The 22,019-nt window shown below is 46.4% G+C and carries 19 protein-coding genes; 3 read left to right on the top strand and 16 right to left on the bottom strand.

Annotated elements, in window-relative coordinates; translation table 11 throughout:
• Positions 1-9: 9 nt before the first annotated feature.
• The 4 genes from ABK447_RS02755 to degS form a co-directional block, all read right to left on the bottom strand.
• Complete coding sequence (locus tag ABK447_RS02755; protein WP_099320008.1) at positions 10-1,395, bottom strand: DEAD/DEAH box helicase; 1,386 nt, start codon at positions 1,393-1,395, stop codon at positions 10-12.
• 108 nt (positions 1,396-1,503) lie between these two features.
• On the bottom strand, positions 1,504-2,352 hold the full coding sequence (locus ABK447_RS02750; protein ID WP_094031329.1) for a DegV family protein: 849 nt from the start codon (positions 2,350-2,352) through the stop codon (positions 1,504-1,506).
• A 97-nt stretch (positions 2,353-2,449) separates the two neighbouring features.
• Entirely contained in the window at positions 2,450-3,139 is a 690-nt protein-coding gene (gene degU / locus ABK447_RS02745; protein ID WP_003219701.1) for a two-component system response regulator DegU, read from the bottom strand.
• A gap of 76 nt (positions 3,140-3,215) precedes the next feature.
• On the bottom strand, positions 3,216-4,379 hold the full coding sequence (gene degS, locus ABK447_RS02740; protein ID WP_007407484.1) for a two-component sensor histidine kinase DegS: 1,164 nt from the start codon (positions 4,377-4,379) through the stop codon (positions 3,216-3,218).
• 222 nt (positions 4,380-4,601) lie between these two features.
• Here degS and ABK447_RS02735 point away from each other — a divergent pair, with 222 nt between their 5' ends.
• Positions 4,602-5,249, top strand: a complete 648-nt coding sequence (locus tag ABK447_RS02735) for a YigZ family protein (RefSeq protein ID WP_007407485.1) — start codon at positions 4,602-4,604, stop codon at positions 5,247-5,249.
• A gap of 4 nt (positions 5,250-5,253) precedes the next feature.
• Positions 5,254-6,489 carry an LCP family protein gene (locus ABK447_RS02730; RefSeq protein WP_025285355.1) on the top strand — a complete coding sequence of 412 codons (1,236 nt, stop codon included), beginning with the start codon at positions 5,254-5,256 and terminating at the stop codon, positions 6,487-6,489.
• A 98-nt stretch (positions 6,490-6,587) separates the two neighbouring features.
• Here the strand turns inward: ABK447_RS02730 and ABK447_RS02725 are convergent, their stop codons facing one another.
• The 12 genes from ABK447_RS02725 to ABK447_RS02670 all read right to left on the bottom strand — a co-directional run bounded on the left by ABK447_RS02725 (position 6,588) and on the right by ABK447_RS02670 (position 20,907).
• The gene (locus ABK447_RS02725; protein WP_003151382.1) at positions 6,588-7,664 is read right to left on the bottom strand and encodes a glycosyltransferase family 4 protein; all 1,077 of its coding nucleotides are present in this window, start codon (positions 7,662-7,664) and stop codon (positions 6,588-6,590) included.
• Between the two features lie 132 nt (positions 7,665-7,796).
• Positions 7,797-8,993, bottom strand: a complete 1,197-nt coding sequence (locus tag ABK447_RS02720) for a glycosyltransferase (RefSeq protein ID WP_094031330.1) — start codon at positions 8,991-8,993, stop codon at positions 7,797-7,799.
• Positions 8,994-9,012: 19 nt separating this feature from the next.
• Complete coding sequence (locus ABK447_RS02715) at positions 9,013-9,771, bottom strand: glycosyltransferase family 2 protein (protein WP_094031331.1); 759 nt, start codon at positions 9,769-9,771, stop codon at positions 9,013-9,015.
• Between the two features lie 23 nt (positions 9,772-9,794).
• Positions 9,795-10,475, bottom strand: a complete 681-nt coding sequence (locus ABK447_RS02710) for a Teichuronic acid biosynthesis protein TuaF (protein ID WP_033575219.1) — start codon at positions 10,473-10,475, stop codon at positions 9,795-9,797.
• Positions 10,472-11,959 (bottom strand): O-antigen ligase, encoded by a 1,488-nt coding sequence (locus ABK447_RS02705; protein WP_043021845.1) that lies wholly within the window; start codon positions 11,957-11,959, stop codon positions 10,472-10,474. Before ABK447_RS02705 ends, ABK447_RS02710 begins: the two co-directional genes overlap by 4 nt.
• 66 nt (positions 11,960-12,025) lie before the next feature.
• The gene (locus ABK447_RS02700) at positions 12,026-13,366 is read right to left on the bottom strand and encodes a UDP-glucose/GDP-mannose dehydrogenase family protein (protein WP_094031332.1); all 1,341 of its coding nucleotides are present in this window, start codon (positions 13,364-13,366) and stop codon (positions 12,026-12,028) included.
• A gap of 4 nt (positions 13,367-13,370) precedes the next feature.
• Positions 13,371-14,567 (bottom strand): glycosyltransferase family 4 protein, encoded by a 1,197-nt coding sequence (locus ABK447_RS02695; protein ID WP_094031333.1) that lies wholly within the window; start codon positions 14,565-14,567, stop codon positions 13,371-13,373.
• Positions 14,564-16,012: an MOP flippase family protein gene (locus ABK447_RS02690; protein ID WP_060673969.1), complete on the bottom strand. Its 1,449-nt coding sequence runs from the start codon at positions 16,010-16,012 to the stop codon at positions 14,564-14,566. The genes ABK447_RS02695 and ABK447_RS02690 overlap by 4 nt, the downstream gene beginning before the upstream one ends.
• 36 nt (positions 16,013-16,048) lie before the next feature.
• Positions 16,049-16,708: an exopolysaccharide biosynthesis polyprenyl glycosylphosphotransferase gene (locus tag ABK447_RS02685; protein WP_003151373.1), complete on the bottom strand. Its 660-nt coding sequence runs from the start codon at positions 16,706-16,708 to the stop codon at positions 16,049-16,051.
• 216 nt (positions 16,709-16,924) lie between these two features.
• Positions 16,925-18,415, bottom strand: coding sequence for an N-acetylmuramoyl-L-alanine amidase (locus ABK447_RS02680; protein ID WP_012118582.1), 1,491 nt, complete (start codon positions 18,413-18,415; stop codon positions 16,925-16,927).
• A 21-nt stretch (positions 18,416-18,436) separates the two neighbouring features.
• Positions 18,437-20,557, bottom strand: coding sequence for a SpoIID/LytB domain-containing protein (locus tag ABK447_RS02675; RefSeq protein WP_007614131.1), 2,121 nt, complete (start codon positions 20,555-20,557; stop codon positions 18,437-18,439).
• Between the two features lie 32 nt (positions 20,558-20,589).
• A complete protein-coding gene (locus ABK447_RS02670; RefSeq protein ID WP_007407496.1) occupies positions 20,590-20,907 on the bottom strand; it encodes a hypothetical protein in 318 nt (105 codons plus the stop codon).
• A gap of 180 nt (positions 20,908-21,087) precedes the next feature.
• Between ABK447_RS02670 and ABK447_RS02665 the strand changes: the two genes are divergently transcribed.
• Complete coding sequence (locus tag ABK447_RS02665) at positions 21,088-22,005, top strand: LytR family transcriptional regulator (RefSeq protein WP_003151369.1); 918 nt, start codon at positions 21,088-21,090, stop codon at positions 22,003-22,005.
• The last annotated feature ends 14 nt before the right edge of the window (positions 22,006-22,019 follow it).

Below are 22,019 nucleotides of genomic sequence, written 5' to 3'. Positions count from 1 at the left end.
TGAAATTAACTAGTCCAACAATTTACTTTTTTGTGCCAATTTGTTCATATGTTCTATATGTTTTTTTGCTTTTTTCATTCCGTTTGTAATTCCGAAATGAAACATGACGACATCACCGCTGAAATGTTTATAATGCCTTCCCGTTCTGCCCGCGATCTGTACGAGCGCGCTCTCAGTAAAGATAGGTGCTTCTGCGCCGAGGACACATGTCTGAACTTTGGGCACGGTAACCCCTCTTTCTAAAATCGTAGTCGTTACCAGCAGGTCAAGCCGGCCGTCTCTGAACCGTTTCACTTTATCCTTTCTGAATGTGTCTTCCGCATAAACGCCTTCTGCCCTTACATTTAATTTCTGAAAATAATCCGTTGTCTTTTTCAATACATGTACAGACGGAACGAATAAGAAAACCGGCAGCTGTGATTGAAGTTTTTGGCGGACCCAATCGGTTACAGAGCGCGGCAGTTTTCCTTTCTGAAGCTTCTTCTTCCAATTGCCGCACCACAAAAAACGCGGCTCCGGGAGGGGTTTCCGATGATATCTGGCCGGTATGCGGACGCTTTTCAGCAAACCGGCTTCAGCCTTCTTTTTTAATGTGTCTGAAGGAGTTGCCGTTACATAAACAAGGGCGCTGTTTTTCTTCCTCGCTTTATCAACAGCGAATCTTAATGTCTCATCGGCTGAAAAAGGAAACGCATCTACTTCATCTATTATCATGACATCAAAAATGTCTCGGTAGCGCATCAGCTGGTGAGCGGTTGAAATCATTAACGGAGTCAGACGGCCTTTGTCCTCGCTGCCGCCGTACAAAGCAGAAACTTCGACTTTCTCAAATGCTTTTTTCAGTCTCGGCAGCAGTTCAAGTACGACATCTGTACGCGGAGTCGCGACACAGACGCGCAAACCGTGATTCAGAGCAAACTCGATACCCGGAAACAGCATCTCTGTTTTCCCCGATCCGCAAACCGCCCATACTAACAGCTCTTGTCTCTCTTTTATCGCATCTGTAAGCGCGGCGGCCGCCCGCTTCTGTCCGTCTGTCAGTGTTCCTTCCCAAGAAAGCTTTACAGGTTCCCAGCTGTTTTCATAGGCCTGATTCCAATAATATAATGATGTCAGTTCATCAGCCCTTCCCATCATGACACAGGCACGGCAATAGGTAATCTGCCTTTTGGCAGAGGGCGCCCAAAATGCCGCAAAGCAGGCTTGATCAGACTGACCGCATCGTTGGCAGACGTAACGGTTTTTCCGGCGGATGATTGACGGCTCGGCCGTTATATATTCTTTTTCTATAAAACGCTTGATGCGCTGGTCTGAAAACGGTATCTCAGATCTCAATAAATGCCGGCCGTAAAAGAAATCCCGCACCTCTGAAAATTCTGAAGCACCTTCGGACATCTCCCTGCCTCCTTTCTGCTCAAAGTATGCCTTGTCGGGAACCCACTTGTCGAATTGCGAAAATTAAAAAATAAAAAAATCTCCGCCCTTGAAAACGGAGATTTTCACTTAGTTTTTAAAGCACCAGCCGATTCCGATGGCGCCTTCGCCCAAATGGGTTCCGATCACGGCACCGAAATAGCTGTTATAGAATTCGACATGAGGATATTTACCGCTTAACTCCTGTATAATATCCGCCGCTTCTTCTTCCCTGTTTGCATGGATGACAGCTGCCCGCATCGGGATTCCTTTACTTGCATCCTCCCCAAACAGCTCAAAAATTCTCGAAATCGCTTTTTTGCGTGTCCGAATCTTCTCAAAAGGAACAATTACCTTATTGTCAAAATGAAGAATAGGCTTTACCTTTAACAGACCGCCGATAAAAGCCTGAGCACTGCTTAGACGCCCGCCCCGCTGGAGGTGTGATAAATCGTCCACCATAAAATACGCACGGACTGTTTTTTTCATTTCTTCCAGCTCTTTTATAATCTCTTCCGGTGAGTCAACACCGTCTTTAATGAGCTGTGCTGCCTTTAACGCATAAAAACCTTGTGCCAAACAGCTGATCTCTGAATCAAAGGGATAAACTTTAATATGATCAACCATAGTGTTTGCCGAGGCGGCGCTGTTATATGTTCCGCTGATTCCGCTGGACAAATGTATGCTTATGACTGCATCATATGTTTTGCCCAGTTCTTCGTACAATGCGATTAATTCACCGAAAGAAGGCTGAGACGTAGTCGGCAGCTCATCATGATTTTTTACTTCTATATAAAAACTTCTCCAGTCGAGTTCTGTTTCTTCGCGGAATGTTTTTTCACCGAAAACCACTTGGAGAGGAATCATATGAATATGATGTTCTTCTCTCATCTCTTTCGGAATATATGCTGTACTGTCTGTTACAACTGCAATCTTCATCACTTTACCTGCCTTATTAAGTACTTAATAAGTATTTTAATAGATATGCAGCTGTAAAAAAAGACTTGCCATAACAGGCAAGTCTTCTCACACATGGCTAACGCATCTCTACCCAGCCGTTTTTAATGGCCACGACAACGGCTTGTGTCCGGTCATTAACGTTCATTTTCTGCAAAATATTACTCACGTGGTTTTTCACTGTTTTCTCACTGATAAACAATGATTCACCGATTCCGCGGTTGCTTTTTCCGTCTGCAAGCATTTGCAGCACTTCACATTCCCGTCTCGTTAATATATGTAATGGTCTCCGGATTTCCGGGTAAACCTCATGCTGAGGATGAGCAGAAACTCCGCTTGTCGCAAGACGGCGGAATTCGTTGACAAGATTGTGGGTTACTTTCGGGTGAAGGTAAGAACCGCCCTCGGCTACCACTTTCACTGCTTCGATTAAAGTATCTGCGTCCATCTCTTTCAGGAGATAGCCTCTTGCACCTGTTTTTAAAGCATGAGTCACATAGTTTTCATCATCATGGATGGAGAGGATAATCACCTTAGATTCAGGGTACAGCTCAACAAGCTGTTTAGTAGCCTCTACTCCATTTACATTCGGCATATTGATGTCCATTATGACAACATCGGGATGATAATGCTCGACGATTCGAGCCGCCTCATCTCCATCGTCACCTTCTGCTACCACTTCAAAGGTAGGTTCAAAATCCAATATTCTTTTTACACCCTCACGGAATAGTTGATGGTCGTCGATAATAACAATATTTACTTTAGTCACACGCTACGCCTCCTTATCCTATTGTTCTATATACGCCGCTGTTCGGTCAATATGTCTTTTGGCTCTATTTAACAAATTATAGGCCGAGAGATAACGGAACCTTAATCATGATAAATGTCCCAAGACCTATTTTAGAGTCTATCGTTATCGTTCCTTCAAGCAGATCTACTCTTTCTTTCATTCCCAGCAAGCCGAATGACTTGTTTTTCTTTTGTTTAGCATCCTTAATATCAAAGCCTTTTCCGTTGTCCTTAATGATGAGAACGACAAAATCAGCGGTTACTTCCACTTTTACTGTAATTTCCTCTGATTCTGAATGCTTGAGTGCATTTGTGACGGCTTCCTGAGCGAGACGGAAAAGCGCCACTTCAAATTGCGGGGCAAGCCTTTGGTTCTCCGTGTCTCCGATACACTGAAAATGTATTTTCACCTTTCCGTTGTATTCTTCAGTTGTATAAAGATATTTTCTCAGTGTCGGAATCAGCCCGAGATCGTCCAATGCCATCGGTCTTAAATCATATATAATCCTTCTGACTTCGTAAAGGGCATTCCGCACATTCTGCCGCAGATTTCTGATTTCCTGAAATCCGTCCTCCGTGCCGCGGTCGCGGAAGATCCGTTCAATTAATTCCGATCTCATCATGACATTTGCCAGCATTTGCGCGGGACCGTCATGAATTTCTCTGGAAACTCTTTTTCTTTCTTCCTCTTGGGCTTCAATGATTCTTAAACCGAAATCTTGTTTAGCCTGCGCATCGGCAAGAAGAAGCCCTACTTGGCGAAGGTCTTGATTCAGGTAATTCAGAACGACGGTTATTTGGCTGACCAATGATTCTGACCGTTCAATGATTTCCTGAAGCCCCAAAAGCCGGCGTTCTAAATCATCTCTGCGCTCCCGCAGCTGCTTTTCACGCTGTTGGATCATCGTCAGTTCCACTTGAAGTTTGTGCGCCTTTTCATAGGCGTTGCGAATTTCTTCTTCGCTGAACTTATGGAAATTTCTGCTTACTTCAGACAAGCGGTTTCGTGCGTGCCGCGTATGAACTTCAAGTTTGTCGCCCAGCTCAATGACTTCGTAGACCTGCTGTTTGATCTGTTTAAGTTCTTCAACCAGCTGCTCATATTGCTGGCGCGACTGCTCTCCGATTTGAAAAACCTCGTCCTTACTCCCGTCCACGGTTTTCAGCATTTTCATAAGTATAGAATCCAAAACTTTGGAGTCCATCTTCGATTTATTCATCTGTCTCCCTCCGTAACGGTGTTGTTATGTATTTTTATTATAAATGTAATTGAACTGCAATTTATGTCGAATTATAATGAAAGAATGCGTATATTCTAGAAAAAAACATTTTTATATAGTATCTTACTCTTTCATGATACCAAAATATGCGCAAAAATTCTAAAGTCTGTTCGAATTTGTAGAAACAAGTCTTTTAATGCTTGTCAGGAGGGTCCAGCAATCATGCTGCACAGCTATTTAACAGTTAAAGAAACGGGTGAACATGAGATTGTGATTGAAAAATCGCGTTTTATCTGTCACCTGAGCCGTGCTGCTTCTGAAGAGGAAGCGCAGGAATTTATACAAAAGATAAAAAAACAGCACTGGAATGCGACTCATAACTGCTCAGCTTATCTGATCGGCGAAACCGACCATATACAAAAGGCGAATGATGACGGAGAACCAAGCGGCACAGCCGGCGTCCCCATGCTGGAAGTGCTAAAAAAACGCGGTCTGAAAGATACCTGCGCGGTGGTTACCCGGTATTTCGGCGGAATAAAGCTCGGTGCAGGCGGATTGATTCGTGCATATGGGAAGTCAGTGTCTGAAGGCTTAAATCATATAGGAGTTACGGAGCGGAAGCTGATGCGGATTATGCATACATCAGCGGATTATACGTGGCTCGGCAAGATAGAGAACGAACTGAGAGAATCAGTTTTTTTACTGAAAGATATCCATTATGCGGATCATGTCGAATTTGAAACGTACGTTGAAGAAAAAGACAAAGAAGCGTTTATCAAATGGATGACAGAGCTGACGAACGGCAAGAGTAAGAATACAGAGGGAGAACTGACGTATTTAGAAACAGACGTCAGCCCTAAAGGAGACTAATGTAATGGCTGAACGTGTAAGAGTGCGTGTTCGAAAGAAAAAGAAAAGCAAACGAAAGATCATATTCAAACGAATTTTGCTGCTGCTTACCCTCGTTTTGTTAGTCGCTGCCGGGTTTGGCGGATACAAAGTATACAAAACGATCAATGCGGCAGATAATGCATATGATGCCCTTTCCCGCGGAGACAAATCAAAACTTCGGGATAAAGTCATCGATATGAAGAAAAAACCGTTCTCCATTTTGTTTATGGGGATCGAAAATTATGCTACAAGCGGAAAAGGCGGACGATCAGACTCTCTTATTGTCGTTACCCTTGATCCGAGAAATAAAACAATGAAAATGCTGAGTATTCCGCGTGATACGCGGGTGACGCTTGCCGGCGATACAACCGGTAAAAAATCAAAAATCAATGCGGCTTTTGCTAAAGGCGGGGCGGATGAAACCGTCTCAACCGTCGAAGACTTATTAGGCATACCGATTGATAAGTATGTCACTGTCGATTTTAACGGCTTTAAGGATGTTATTGATGAAGTCGGCGGAGTCAATGTAAAAGTGCCTTTTGACTTCGACGAGATGAGTGACGTCAGTAAAAAGAAACGGATCTACTTCAAGAAAGGAAACATGCATTTGAACGGTGAGCAGGCTCTGGCTTACGCACGCATGAGAAAGCAGGATAAACGCGGAGACTTCGGCCGTAATGACCGCCAAAAGCAAATCCTAAATGCACTGATCGACCAAATGTCTAAGGCTGGAAATATTGCTAAAATCGATAAAATCGCTGAAACAGCAAGCAATAATGTCCAAACGAATATTCGAATCACTGAAGGACTCGCCCTTCAGCAGATTTACAACGGCTTTACCAGCAAAAAGATTGATACACTGACCATAACAGGATCAGATTTATATTTAGGCGGCGGCGGAACCGCGTCTACGGGCGGAACGTATTATTTCCAGCCCGATCCGACCAATCTCGAAAAAGTACGGCAGGAATTGCAGAAACACCTGGATTACCCGTCCGGAAGCAGCACGGCGTCCGATCCTGCTTCTGACAGCACCGGAACGGACAGTACGACTGATTCGACTTCTGACAGCACAGGAACAGGCGGTACGGCTGATTCGACTTCCGGCAGCGCAGGAACAAGCGGTACCACTGATTCAACCAACGGTACTGCCGGTGCAAACGGTACGGACAGCACACAGTCCGGCGGCACACAGTCCGGCGGCACAACAGGCTATTAAGAGTAAACCCGATCCTTTGAGCAGGATCGGGTTTTTTTATATAATAAGAGAATAGCAGAATCCACAAAAAAGCAGACCATTCGCATGATCTGCTCTTTTTAATTTTTCTTTACCAGTCTCTTGTAAAACTTGGTAAATGGTTTAAATTGTTCATTTACTAACCCTGTGACCTCTGCTATGATTTGCATAAATACAATCAATACAAAAATAATAAACAGCGAAAGCCATATGGTCGCGCTTTTCAGCAGGATGGCACTGACGCTGAAAATAAAGCCGATTAAATAAATGATAATGACAGCCGTTCGGTGTGACAGCCCGAAGGCCATCAGCCGGTGGTGTATATGTGACTTATCAGGCGCCGAAATCGGCTGTTTGTTTAAAATCCGCCTGATGACGGCGAATGTCGTATCAAAAATCGGCACGCCCAAAATGATGATCGGAATGATGATACTGAATAAAGTAACACTTTTATAAAGACCTAATAATGAGAGTACTGAGATGACGTATCCGAGAAAGAGCGATCCGGTATCTCCCATAAATATCTTTGCCGGATGAAAATTATAAAATAAAAATCCGAGTGTGCTTCCTATCACGACAAGTGAAAGTGACAGAATAAGGATTTTCCCTCCGGACAACGCCATAACGGCGATAGTGGAGAGTCCGATGACCGACAGGCCGGCAGCGAGTCCGTCCAAACCGTCAATCAGGTTCATCGCGTTCGTAATACCGACGATCCATAACACAGTCAGCGGGTAAGCGACCCATCCCAATTCTAAACGTTCCGTTAAAAACGGTACGGAGAAAAAGTCCATTTTCAGTCCCGTGCTCACAATCATAATGGCCACGGCCAGCTGGACGAAAAACTTTACCTTTGCGCTTAATTGGTATTTATCATCGAGGATTCCTAAAATAACAATAATAAACGCACCCACTGTAATGGCGGTCATTTTTGTTTCATTATATATGCCGGCCGCGAGCACACCCGCCGCTACGCCGATAAAGATGGCCAGGCCGCCCATACGGGGCATTATTTTATCATGTACTTTTCGGTTGCTGGGCTGGTCAACTGCACCTATTTTGATCGCAATTTTTTTTACGATAGGAGTTAGGATTAAAACCGTTAGCAGAGAGACAAAAAACGCAACAACTATGCGAAACATGCGTTCGTCAAGCATAAAGAAGTCTCCTTTGGAATTATATGAAGTCTTTTCTGATATTGAACCGTTCCTTCCATTATAATTCTTACTAGTTATTATAACAAGCATCATCAAAAAGAAACACGCAAATGAAAAAATGCGCTTTCCCTTTTAATGGGATTGCGCATTTTTCAATATACCCGTGCATTCGAGCATTCGGCCGAATAAAACATTCCAATCCCGTCTCCGGGCCAATTCACGGCGCAAAGCCTCGTATGATCCGCTGCGGTCCGCTGCCAGAAGCGCGTCGCAGGCCGCGATGAAATCTGCGGGGTCACTGCCTTCAACGTGTTCATAAACGAAAGGCCTTTTGATTTTTGACGTAGAAGAAAGGTTGCAGCCGACAACCGGTTTTCCGGCGGCTAAAAATTCAAAAAGCTTGAGCGGAAATACCGCGTCATTATAAGGTGAATTTTTATAAGGCATGATGCCGATGTCGACAAGCTGCATATAGGACGGCACTTCATTCGGCGCGGCAGGTCCCGTCCAGATGACATTCGGACGCTCCAGAAGCGACTTGAAATCCGGATCGTCCTGAGCCGTGTTCGGGCCTACCAATAAAATCGTCCAGTCAGGCCTCACATCTGCCGTTTCCGCCATAAGCGCAAAATCGAGCTTCGGTTTGATTCCGCCGATAAAACCGAGAACCGTTCCGTTCCGTCCCCGTAAAATGTCTTCATCCGGCTGTTTATTTTCCCGTGAAAACAGGTCATATTCCACTCCGTTTTCAATGGTGAACACTTTCTGGTGCGGGTTCTCCAGCTTTTTTCCGACCTCCTGGTGCAGACAGTCAGATGTACACGTAATGGAATCGGCACGCTGAATGATTCTCATTTCCGCCTGTTTAATGATGTTTCTTCTAACATTTGACAGCACCCCGGACCGGCCGCTGATCGGAGCGGCCCACAGATCACTGCAATCGTAAATCACTTCATCCCAAGGAAACAGATCTGCCAGAAGCGGAAAACCGGGGAAGGTGTACCATAAGCAGCAGCGGGCCCCTTCTCCTTCTTCCTTCAGCATGTTCAACAATGGTGAAAGCTTATGCCTGTAGCACATGTCTGTATACCTGCCGAAGCGGAAAGCTTTTTGCCGCATGAGATCCTTTACAGTGAACTGCCGGATTCCCTCGGCGATCCCGGCCATCTGACCATCATTGGCTTGCGGAGACGGGCATACCCAAATGACGCTTTTCGTTTCTTTTTGCCGGGCGAGAAATTCAGCCAGCCGGTGCCGTCTGTATCTCAGCCGGTCATGCCCCCATTCCGCCGCTCCGACGATTACGTGAATAATCGGTTCCACCTTCATCACCCAGCTCCTCTGACGCCTACAGTCTTTTCAAGACCGCGTTTTTTGCATATTGCATAAAACACCACGAAGCCTTGATAAAATGCAGGCGCTCAATTTCTCTATAAACAAACCACGTTTTTTTTGCGGCTTTCCACTTGTTGCTTGAAATCGAATTCTGCACAAGCCTGTATTCTGAAAGGCACTCATTCAGGCCGTAAGCCGTAAATCCCCTTTTCAGCAGGGAAAGCCATGTCGCTAAATCCTGCCGCGTTCTGATATCAGGCATTTGAACCTGCCCCGTCTGCTCTCTGTCAATCATGACCGTTAAACATCCGATAATCGTGTTTTTTAAAGCTTCATCATATGACAGGCTTTCAGGGGCTTGAATCGTTTTGTCCGTCGGCGTTCCGTCCTGCTCCATGACGCTGTAGCCCGTAAATGAAAAAGCGCAGGACCGCTCTGCCATAAACGCAAGCTGTTTTTGAAGCTTTTCCTTTTTCCATCTGTCATCGCTGTCCAGAAATGCGACATAACGGCCCTTGGCATGTTTAAGGGCTGTATTTCTGGCAGCCGCGGCTCCCCCGTTTTTCTCTAAATAAACGACGCGGATCCGCTCATCCTTTTGTTCATATTGCCGTAAAATATCTCTCGTTCCGTCCGTTGAACAATCATCCGCGATAATCATTTCCCAATGCGGGTGGCTTTGATGTAAAACAGACTGAATCGTGTCTTCGATATATTCACTTGCATTATAAGACGGTGTAATGACAGATACGAAAGGTTTCCAGTTTGTCATGGTCACATCTCCATCGCAGATTTTTACAAGGACTCTCTAAAAAACTCAGGAATGACAATGAACATAAATGCAACTGCAATGCCGATTAAAACGCCCAGAACCGCTTTCTTTTTCGGCGGCATGCCTTGTCCCGCCGTTTCATTCATCGGCTCTGAATTGATGATGCCGGCCGCTTTCAGGTTCAGCTGCGTATTTTTCAATTCGTATAAAAATCGTTCCTTATCCACTTTGGCGTCCGCGCTGACGGTTTCTCCTTCAAGCGCAGCAATACTCTGCCGCACTACTTTTGCCCGTTTTTCAAACAGGTCCTGATCATTCTTCAGAAAAGTTTTTATGACGGCTTGAAACACCGATTCGGTCTCCTGTTTGTTTTGGCCGCTGTAGCTGACCGTGATCAATGAATCTGATTGTGTTTCGACAGTCAGTTTACTTTTCACGGCCGCTCTTTCTTCGTCTGTTTTATCAGGCAAAGCCTGCTTTAAAAAGGCATCGCTCGTCAAAAGGAGCGGGATTTCTTTTGTATTGTTATAAAGCGGATGATCATAATTTCCCGCGGCGATCGCGGCTTCTGATGTAAAACTGCTGCTTCCGCTGATTTTTGACGGCAATACATATCCCGCTGCCCCTAACACAACGGGCAGCGCAATGATCCAAATGATATTCTTTTTGATACGCCGGGTTATTCTTGTCAACATATCCTTCATCTCGCATCTCCCTGTTTTTCATAGTACGCCGTGACGGCAGGCTCCTTTTGTAAACGCCTCAATATATTGACCGCCGCGATCACGAGCGAGAGAAATACCCAGTGGAAAAATAAATTTGATACGGAGCTTGGGCTGATGCTGCTTACCAAAAAACCGGCCATCGCCGTGATAAGTCCTTCTGTGATCAGTCTTGACTGATTTTCCGATTTTCTTTCATGACATTTATAAAGTGTCCAAAAAAGGAACAAATAGACTGTCAGGTAACCGAGCATCGTAAGAACGCCGAAGTTCGCCATAATCTCGACGAGCCAGTTGTGCACCTCAACTACGCCGCCCGTATCATAAACGGGCTCTGCTTTTAAATAGTAAGAGACGTTTCCGGCACCCACTCCGAACCCCCAGGAATCAATCACATAGTGAAAGGCGTTTTTTAAAAGATTCGCCCTCGCGAGGTTGGAAGGAAGCGGATGCTGTCCCGGCATCGCCTGCGGAGCTGAAAACAGATTCAAGACGGCATTGGTGATACGGCCCGCAAATAAAACCGCAAACAGCGCCGCACCCGCTCCCGCTGCGTACAGCGCGAGTTTTTTCAACAGGGAAGGCAGCAGGATGAAGACGTATACAGCCGCCCCCGCGCATATGCCCAGCAGACTCGCGCGCGAACCGGTCAAAATGATTAAATACAAAGCGCAGATCGCAAAGAGCAGGCTGACGGCCTTCACATAGCCGTTTTTCATATTTTTCACCGCCGCCGCATACAGAAAGAAACTGATGCACAAAAACGTTGCGAAATCATTTTGATTAAAGAAAACGGACGTCGGATAATGCTGTTTGTACTGCGGGCCGTTATAAAGCGTGGAGCTCGGCAGATGGTGGTGTGTAAAATGATTGTAAAAGCCGATCGCCATCACAAAAATGGTCATCACAAGCCATATGCCGTAAAAAACCATCAGCTGATCAAAGCGCTGAATGAACATGACAATAAGATAAATCAGAAACATGCCCATTCCCATTAAAGCTAAATATTTAATCCCGTACGTCACGGATTTTGCCCACAATAACGATAGGAGACCGTATGTAAACCATAAGGCGAAAAACATCAGAACCCCTTTTACATTCACCCGATTCCATCTGTCAATATGATGACGGTTTGTCAGGATGCCGGCGACGTGAAGGGCGCCCGCTCCGATTAATAACAGCCGGTATATAAATAAGCTGAAAAATCCGAGATGGACCGCAAAGAAGGCCTGGTTTAAAAATGTACACGCGATCAGTATATAAATGAGCCCCATAAACATCTGACCGTTTGTTGTAAAGGCGGATAGCAAAGCAAGTCCGGCAAAGCCGATCATGGCGGCAAACAGCAGCACGGTGATTTTTCCGAAGCCGGCATCCGCCCTGACCGCCTCCAGCATGATGAATCCTCCTGTAATGAGAGCGGCAAGCAGCACAAGAACATGTGCCGCTGAACGTTTGATACTCACATGGCAAACCCCTTTCCAAAACCGTCAGCCGAGCCGGGCTGCCGAGAGCCTGAAGACAATCTTTTTCTATCTTGCCAGTTCTTTTATTTGCCGATCGGCATGAATCGCCGGACGTCCGACGGAATGATAAGTGAATCCTGAAACCCTCATATATTCCAGCGGAAACATATTTCTGCCGTCAATGATAACCGGCTGTTTGAGCAGCTGCTTCACTCTCTGAAGATCCATCTCCTTGACTTCCGGCCAATCTGTTGTAATCAGGCATGCGTCCGCGTTTTTGATGGCACTGTTCAGCTCTGTGTGATATTCAATGCCGCCGTCTCCTAATATCGCTGACGCTTCGGGAATCGCGATCGGATCATACGCTTTCACGTGAGCGCCCTGCTCTTTAAGGCTTGTGATGATATCAAGAGCCGGGGCGGAGCGGACGTCATTTGTGTGCGGTTTAAAGGCCAGCCCCAGTACGGCCACGGTTTTCCCTTTTAAGGGACCGATGGCGCGGTTCAATTTTTCCGTAATACGGACCCGCTGCTTCTGATTGGTTTCAATGACGGCTTCCATCATTTGAAACGGATAGCCGGCGGCGTTTGCGATATGCAATAAAGCCGTTGTATCCTTCGGAAAGCAGGATCCGCCGAATCCGATGCCCGCCTGGAGAAATTTATTCCCGATCCGGCTGTCAAGACCGACGCCTTCTGACACGTGGGAAATGTCCGCCCCGACACGTTCGCAAATATTGGCGATATCGTTAATAAAAGATATTTTGGCGGCTAAAAAAGCATTTGCGGCATACTTAATCATTTCCGCGCTTTCAAGATTGGTCTTTACGATCTTCGTACGGAACGGCTTATGAAGCTCTTCAATGACCGAAGCGGCATGTTCGCTTGTGGCGCCGATGACCGCCCGCTCCATCTGCATCGTATCCCGCACCGCCGAACCTTCGCGGAGGAATTCAGGATTTGACGCGACATCAAACGGATATTTTCCCTTTGACGCTTCGCTGACGATTTGGTAAACGAGCTTTCCTGTCCCGACCGGAACAGTGCTTTTGGTGACAATGATTTTGTATCCGTTCAGCTGTTCTCCGATTGTTTGCGCCGCTGCCTTAATGTAGGTCAGATCGGCTTCACCCGACTTTGACATCGGCGTACCGACGGCGATATAGATGATATCAGCGGCTTTCACAGCCGGCTCAATGCCGGCCGTAAAGGATAAGCGCCCGACACTGACATTTTTTTCGGCTAATTCCTCAAGCCCCGGTTCATATATCGGGATGACTCCGTTTTGCAAGCTTCTGATTTTCGCTTCATTGATGTCACAGCAAGTCACATGATGGCCGATTTCCGCAAAACAAGTTCCAGATACAAGACCTACATACCCTGTTCCTAATACAGCGATTTTTTTCACAGCTTCATCCCTCTTTCGAAAGGTTCTCCTCTTGCCCGGCCCGGTTCATTACGGATCGGTATTTCTCTTTCAGCGTTTTCGCGTTTTGGCTTGCGTCAAAATACGTGCGGACGGTTTGATAAAGTTCCTCGGCTGTTTGCGGCGTCCAAGCCTCTCCTTCGTCATATTGCAGAATCGATTTTGCCAGCGTCTCAGGTGAACCCGGCTTGATCAGCAACCCCCGGTGTTTCCCGAATAAAGAAGCCAATCCTCCGACATCGGTACAGATCACCGGCACCTTCAGAGCGAGCGCCTCAATGACCACAGTCGGCATGCCTTCGCTGTAGGACGGCAGCGCCATTACATCCGAGGCCAGCAGATAGTCCTGTACCTTGTCGTTCGGCACTTGCCCCGTGACGATATGAGCGGCTTCACGCAATGAAGATGCGGCGGGACCGTCACCGACAAAGACGGCTTCATATCTTTCATCCAATGATTGAACGGCTTTTGATAAGTCGAAAACGCCTTTCTCCTTGACAAGCCTGCCGATGAACACAATCAGTTTTTTATCCGAAGGAAGGCCGAGCCGTTTTCTGACGGCTTCTTTCGTCTCGTTCCTTTTTCGGAAGGCGTCAAGCGTGATGCCGATCGGAAGCACGCTGCACTCCGCTTCGGTGAACTTTTTCATTTGTTCCCGCAGACTGCCGCTCACAGCGTAAATATCGGCTGCTTCCCGCACCGCAAATGTAAATGCGCGATGAGCGCTTTTGCTGTAATGCGGATAGACATTGACATCACTGCCATGCAAGGTCAGCACATACGGAATGCCTAAAGCCTTTGACACAATGGCGGCCGCTCCGCCTGACGGCATGGCGAAATGCGCGTGAATCAGATCGGGCTTCAGGCCATGATTTTTAATCGCGGAAAGAACCGATGACGCCATTCTTTTATGCGGCTGCGCCCATTTCAGCTGCCCGGGAACCGCCTGATAAAACGGCCGGTGGACGGACACGCCTTTCCGCCATTCATGCGCCGGCCTGATATCCTTTTGCCGATACGTCTTTTTCAGCACCCGGAATGGCGCGGCGAGTTTCGGCCGCGGACAAATGACGGTCATCTCCGCGCCAAGCTTTCTCAGTTCTTGGGCCTGCGTCTCATGAAAAACGCCTTCTCCCGGCTTCTCACTGCTCGGATAGACACTTGTCATCCACAATACCTTCATAGCAAACGTCCTTTTCTTAATTTACTTTTCATATGCGGATAAGCTTTTCCTAACAGGAATAAATAACACAACGCGCCGCAGGCTACGGAGATCGCCAGCCGCAGCTTGACATCAAGGCTGATCCGCTCCGTGCCGAAGCTGGCTGTAAAAGCGATGACACCCATTGCCGCCGTAAGCAGAAACGGTTTGGCCACGGCTTTGAAGTAAGCCGACAGCCGCAGCTTAATGACATATGCCAACAGCCAGCGCCCGATCAGGAAATTCAGGATGCTGATGAAAGCGTACGTCCAGGCTACCGTCAAGAGATTTCCGGACAGCACGGCGGCGTACAAAGATGCACCATACAGCAGCATCACCCCGGCGTCCCAATAAAACGCCAGATCGGCCCGCCCTTTTGCGAGCAGCACAGATCCGTTCGGATTCATCAGAACCCTTAATATCCCGACGATGGCGAGAACGTTTAAAACCGGGACAGCCGCCAGCCATTTTTCTCCGAATACCGAAGCCACGAATGCATCCGACACTGAAACCAAACCGAGCAAAAGCGGAAAGGATATCAGCGCGAGTATTTTGGTCATATTGAGAAATCCTTCTCTGATAACGCTGTTTTCATGCTTGTTTTTCGCAAAGACGGGAAACGCGACTCTCGTAATGATCGGATTAATTTTTAATACCGGAAGCGTGACAATCTGGTAGGCCAGATTGTAAATGCCGAGCGCCTCAGCGCCGATAAAACTGCCGATCAGAATCATATCAATATTCGCTCCGAGCCGGTTCACAAGCCGGGAAGACAGCTGAAAGGCCCCGAAAGAAAAGAAGCCTTTCATTCCTTTCAGATCAAAAACCAACGCCGGTCTCCATGTTTTTCTGCAGGCCATCCAGTACAGAATACCTTTTGACGATTGCAGGAGCACCTGGGAAATCACATAGGCGAGAATCGGGTCCGTATAAAAAACCGCGGCCGCCAAATACACGAAGGACAGCACATTTGAAAAGATTTCAATCTTGCTTAACGTGTTAAATGCCAGCGCTTTTTGCAGCATATACTGGTATTGCTGACCGATCGGCGCGATTAAAAACATGACGGCCAGCACGCGGATTAAATAGAAAAGCTCCTCCCGCCGATAAAAATCGGCGATGAGCGGACTGCTGAAAAACAGCAGTGCAAACAGCGCAAGCCCCGTTATGATATTCAGCCAGTACAAGGAAGACATCTGTTTATCAGTCACATGATCTTTTTGAATGAGCGCGGCGCCAAAACCCATATCAAGCGCAATTTGGGCAAACACCACTACCGTTGTGATCATGCCGACAAGGCCGAATTCAGCCAGTGACATGACCCGCCCGAGCAGGGCGAATTGGATGATTTGAATGACCGTAATACACGCTGTCGAAATACTTGTCCATTTGGCGCCGCTCAAGATTTGATTTGTAATACTAGGCATCGTTTTCCCTACTTTTTTGTCTGCTGACCAGAATTTTTATCGCGCCCCGTCACCGGTCCAGATCACTTTGCACGTTTTGAGCATAATCTTCAGTTCCAATGAAAAGGTCAGGTTGCGGATATAATATAAGTCAAACATCAGTTTTTCCCTCGGTGTCATGTCATATCCCCCGTTGACCTGCGCCCAGCCGCTTAATCCCGGCTTAACGGCCAGCCGCTCCGTAAACCCCGGAATCTCAGCCTGAAACTGTTCCGTAAACACGGGACGCTCGGGACGCGGGCCGATCAGGCTCATTTCTCCCCGAAGCACATTTACCAGCTGCGGCAGCTCATCAATACGGGTCCTTCTGATAAAAGCGCCGACCTTTGTCACGCGGGGATCCTTTTTCAGCGCCCAGACCGCCCCCGATTTTTCAGCATCTATTTTCATAGAGCGGAGCTTATACAAATAAAACGGCTTCCCGTCTTTGCCTACCCGCTCCTGCTTATAAAAAGCCGGGCCGGGCGACTCCAAACGAATCAGTATGGAGAACAGGCCCATCACCGGGAGCGCCGCCAAAAGCCCCGCAAGCGCAAACACAATGTCCATGAATCGCTTAAAAGCCAAATAACGGGCCGTTCTTTCCGTAACGGCAGCGGAAGTCCCCTGCCGCACTGCATAGTTATTATTTACATTCATGCTTTTCTCTGCTCCCACTGACACACACCTCACGATTTGTTGGGATGTTTGATGACCTATGCCGTGAGTTTAGCAGATGGATGTTAATTGGAAGTAAAGGAAGCGTTAATGTTTATTAGAATGTTTCGATTATTGTTTTTTTATTGTAAATCTATTCATATCCATATTTGAGACAAAGCATAATGAAAAATAAAAAAACAGACCGGTATGAACCGGTCTGTTTCCATGAAAAAATTATCGGAAATAGGAGGAAACGCCTTGGGTGATCCCCGCCGCGAGTCTGTCCTTTTTCGTTGATTGTTTTAAAATATTGGCATCAATCGGGCTTGTGACAAAACCGGTTTCTAACAAGACACTCGGCATTTTAGAATACTTAATGACGTAAAACCCGGCAGTTTTCACACTGCGGTCACGCGTGCCGAGAGCAGAAACCATTCTCGGCTGAATATTTTGGGCAAGCCTCAAACTGTTTGCGGATTGGTACGTTTTATCATAATACGTCTCCGTACCGTTTGCACTGCTGTTATCATTTGCGTTCGCATGGACGCTGATGAAAATATCGGCGTTCGCCTTCGCCCCTTTGTTCACTCTCTCCTCAAGCGAGTCAAAGGTGTCGCCCTTCCTCGACATTACAGTAAGCGCGCCCGCGCCGTATAATTGATTGTTAAGACGCGTAGCGATATCAAGATTTACATTTTTCTCAAGCAAGCCGTTGCCGGTTGCTCCTGAATCCTGATAGCCGTGCCCCGGATCAATAAAGACCGTTTTGCCGACAACCGGATTTTTAAGCTGCGACGCGGCATTGTTGCTTAAAGATGAAGCACTTCCTATGACGGTGAAGCTGGTGATGTTTTTACTTCCGATATACGTCCGGACGTCTTTTGACAGACTGTCTCCATTCGTCAGCAGGTGAACTCTTCCCTGTTTGGCGCTCAGCACGCCTCCGACGATGGTATCCGCCTCTTTAAAACCATTGGTAACAAACGTATAGCCTGTGCTTAAGCCTGTCTTTTTTGCAAGATTCACAGACAGGTTATAGCGGTTTTTGCCGCTGATTCTTGAAGGGTTCGGCAGTTTATTGTAAAGTGAGCTGCTGATGCTGCTTGTCCCGCCAATGACAATCGTGTTTTTAATCCCTAAGCTTTTGATCGCATTGGACGTAGAACCATTTAATGTCGAATCATTAGTGAATAAAATCGGATATTTTTTAGCGGACGCATAAGAAATCGCAGCCATTCCATCTGCATCAACAAACCCGTTGACCACAAGGGCTGTAGAAGATCTTGTCATTTCACCCGCCACTTTTGCGGCTGTGGCATATCTCGTGCTCCCTGATAATCGTTTGACACTGATGCCTAATTTAGCAATTTGATTTTCAGTATTTTTCGAAACGGCAGGTGTGCCGCCTACGATAATCACATTTTTCGTTTTTAAATCAATTAATCCCTTTTTTGTGCCGGCAGACAGCTGATCTTTATTTGTAAACAGCAGCGGCGCATTTTTTTGATATGAAAGCGGCGCAGCGGCAATTGCATCGGCATATGAAGTTCCGCCGGTGATAATTACCGTTTTCGCTTCACCCCATGATTGTTTTGCCGCCAGTACAGCCGTATCATACCGGGTGCTTCCGCCGATCCTTTTAACCGTGTTGTCAGCCAAAGCGGAAGGGACAAATAGAATGACCCCGAGAATAAAGACGGGGAGACATTTTATGATGAATTTCAATCCGATCTCCTCCACAGAAGTTTAGTAGTTTGTAAGTGCTGTATTAGGGTAATAGAACGCAAGAATAGAAGTATACGGCTCTCCGGCCTCCGCTCTTTCTTTTGCTCCGTATTGACTCATTCCTACGCCGTGACCGTATCCCTTTCCTGATATCGTGATTTGCGAAGAATTACCGGACGCACTGGCGTATGTGCTTTTAAAAGATGAAGCTCCGATCATCGTCCTGAGTTCAGACGCTTTCACCTCAACAGATGCAGTCTTGTTCATGACATAGCCCTTCGACTTGTCATTCACATGGTACGTGACCTTCACCGCGGCGTCTTCCGCGCGCTGGCCTTTTGTTTTTCCGGTGAGCGAGAGATCAGAGATGCTTGCAATTTTTATGGAACTTGCATTGGTTTCTTTATTTTTCATCAGCCAATTTTTTATTCCGTTGAGCTGCGCGGCATTTGCTTCGTTTGTTTTAGACCACCAGGATGCGGGATTTTTCATATCCAGACCCGCTGGCAGCTGTTGCTTCTGCAATGTTAAAGACCAGCTGATTTCCGGATCTTTTGTATCCTTTTTGGCTACTAAATACGGCACTTTCGATCCCCACACTTCATCGCCGGCTTCCATGTAACCGCCATTGCTTGATGAGTAAGTGGCATCTATCAATCTGCCGGAATAAGTGAGCACTTTCCCTTTTGTTCCGTTAACGGCTGCGGTGGCGTTTGGATACCAGCTGTATCCCCCGTAAACCTGAAAGGCCGTTGTATCCGCGACTGTTTGTCCCATCTTGCCGATAGAGTAGGTGCGGGCGGCAACAGCCTGGGCTTTCAGCGCTTCTGTCGGCCAGCTTCCCGGCATTTCATTCGGCAGGACACCTTTCAGATAATCCTCAAAAGGAATGTTTTCATTAACAGGTCTTACATATTTGCCGGATTCCGCAGTGAAACTCATATTCCCCAGATATGGCTTCCCGTCAATGCTGATTGTGTTTGCTGTTGAATATTTTTCAGGAACCGCCTTGAAAGACGTTTTTCCGCTGTTAATGCCTGCAACGCCTAATTTGCCGCCGGACGTTTCAATACGGTACGTCTTTCCGTTTACGAGATAAAACTCTTTTGCGTAAGCAGCCTTAACTGAATCGGCAATTGAATTCGCGCTGCCTATTAATGTATAAGAATAGGTGCCTTTCGTTTTAAAAAGGCTGGCCTCGTCGGCGGGTGTTTCGCTTTTTTTGATGTATACAAGCGGCATGTGATTTGCGGCGGCAATATTTGATCCGACAACGATGTCCGCTAATTTAGTCCCGTTGGCAGCCACCGTTTTGCTTGCATCCATGCCGAGCGAAGTGACTGCGTTTGCTGATATTTGATATCTGTTTGATCCGGTAATTCTTTTGGTGACCGAGGCCTTCTTTTTAATTTGATTCTCCACATCTTTGCTGACGCTTGAAGTGCCTCCCATGATGATCACTTTTTTAGGCAGATTGTAGCTCGGAAGGGAGTCTTTTTTCGTCAGGAGAATCGGATAGCCGTTTTGCGCAGCATAAGGCGCGATTGCCAGCGCATCCGTATATACATCCCCCGTTACTACGACCGCCTGGTCATAGCTGCCCATTTCGGCCGCAATATTTTTGGACAGATCATATCTGTTTTTTCCGCTGATCCGTTTCGTACGGCCGTATTTCTTCAATGTCTTTTCCGCGGCTGACGAAATACTGTTCGTCCCGCCGATGATTAAAATATTATCCGGACTGAATTTCTTGATTTGCGCTTCTGTGCTGCTGCTCAGCTTTTTCGCTTCAGTCAGCAGAACAGGCGCTTTCAGTTTATTCGCTAAAGGAATGACGGAAAGCGTGTCCGCAAAATAAGCATCCGTATTAACGACGACTACGTTGGACGGGTTTTTCCAATACTTGGATGTCGCCGCGTTAGCCGTATCATATTTGGACGCGCCTCCCAATCTGGCAACGGAGGAGACATCGCTTCCCGTCAGTTTATAAGTTCCTGAAGGTTCGATATTCAGAGTCGATTTATTACCAATATAATTCGTCAGTTTTACTGAGATATCAGAACTGGACGCAAAAGTGCTTTCCGGTAATAAAGCCAGGCTGAATATCACAGAAAAACAGACAGCCCATATTGTTTTCTTCAATTTTTATCCCGCCTTTTGCTGATCATGGTGTATTATTTTGCTTTCTCGATTTCCTTGATCTCTTTTTGGCCTTTATCATTTGTGAAATAAGTAATGCTGACTTTGTCATTTTCGCTGAATTTATTCAGAACATCAGAGAAATCATCAGAAAATTCAAAGCTGACGGGCTGATCATCCACTTTTACTTCAATTGTGTGCGTATCCGCCATACCGACATAATATGCCGTTTCTTTTTGAGCCTGGTTCTCCGAAGAACCGCTTCCCTTCTTTGATTGATCCGCCGTTCCGCACGCTGCCAATACAACAGAAAAAAGCAGTATTAAGAACGAAGCTGCAATAGTTTTTTTCATTTTTTTCACCTCATCTTTATGTATCGTCTTATACTAACTTTTTTTTAAGGTAATTTTAAGGTCTTTTTGTAACCTTTTTTTAAGAATTTCGTCTATTACATGGTTATAAGTAAAAATATGACTGGGTTTATAAAGATTAGTAAATTGTATCAGGAAAGTTAATAGAAAAGGTGATGACAAATGAGAGCTGAACGAAAAAGAAAGAAGAAAAAAGTTCTTCTGACAATCGTAACAATCATCGGGCTGTTAGTTTTATCATCAGGAGGCTACGTCTACTACTTGTGGCACAAAGCGGCTTCAACGGTGGCAAGCATTCAGGAAGACTTGAAAAAATCGGACAAACGTGACACGGATATAGATCTCGGAAAGAAGGATCCGATTTCTGTTTTAATCATGGGCGTCGATGAGCGGAAAAATGACAAGGGGCGCGCGGATACGATGATTTATATGACCGTCAATCCTAAAACGAATACAACAGAAATGGTCAGCATTCCGCGTGATACGTATACGAAAATCTCCGGCAAAGGTACGATGGATAAAATCAACCACTCCTATGCTTTCGGCGGAACGCAGATGGCCGCGGATACCGTCGAGGACCTGCTTGACGTGCCGGTAGATTATTTTGTGAAAGTAAACATGGAGAGCTTCAAAGATACCGTGGATACACTCGGCGGGATTACGGTGAACAGCACGTTTGCCTTCAACTACGACGGGCACTCTTTCGGAACGGGGAACATCAGCCTGAACGGCGAAGAAGCACTGGCCTACACGCGTATGAGAAAAGAAGATCCCCGGGGGGATTTCGGCAGGCAGCAGCGCCAGCGCCAAGTGATTGAAGGGATTATTTCTAAAGGGGCAAACATCTCGTCTGTCACGAAATTCGGAGATATGTTTAAGGTCATTGAAAACAATATGAAAACAAACATGTCATTCGATGATATGTGGACGGTTATGACTGACTATAAAAACGCCCGCAGCAAAGTCACTCAGCATGAACTGAAGGGAACGGGAACGAGAATCAACAATATCTATTATTACAAATTAGATGAAGCAAGCCTCGCTTCAGTCAAAAAAGAATTAAAAGAAAGCCTGAAATAATAAAAAACTCTGCA

Source organism: Bacillus sp. hwrm1, assembly GCF_040207805.1.
Classification (GTDB): Bacteria; Bacillota; Bacilli; order Bacillales; family Bacillaceae; genus Bacillus; species Bacillus velezensis.
The sequence above is the reverse complement of the archived record's forward strand: the minus strand, read 5'-3'. Positions and strand labels throughout refer to the sequence as shown.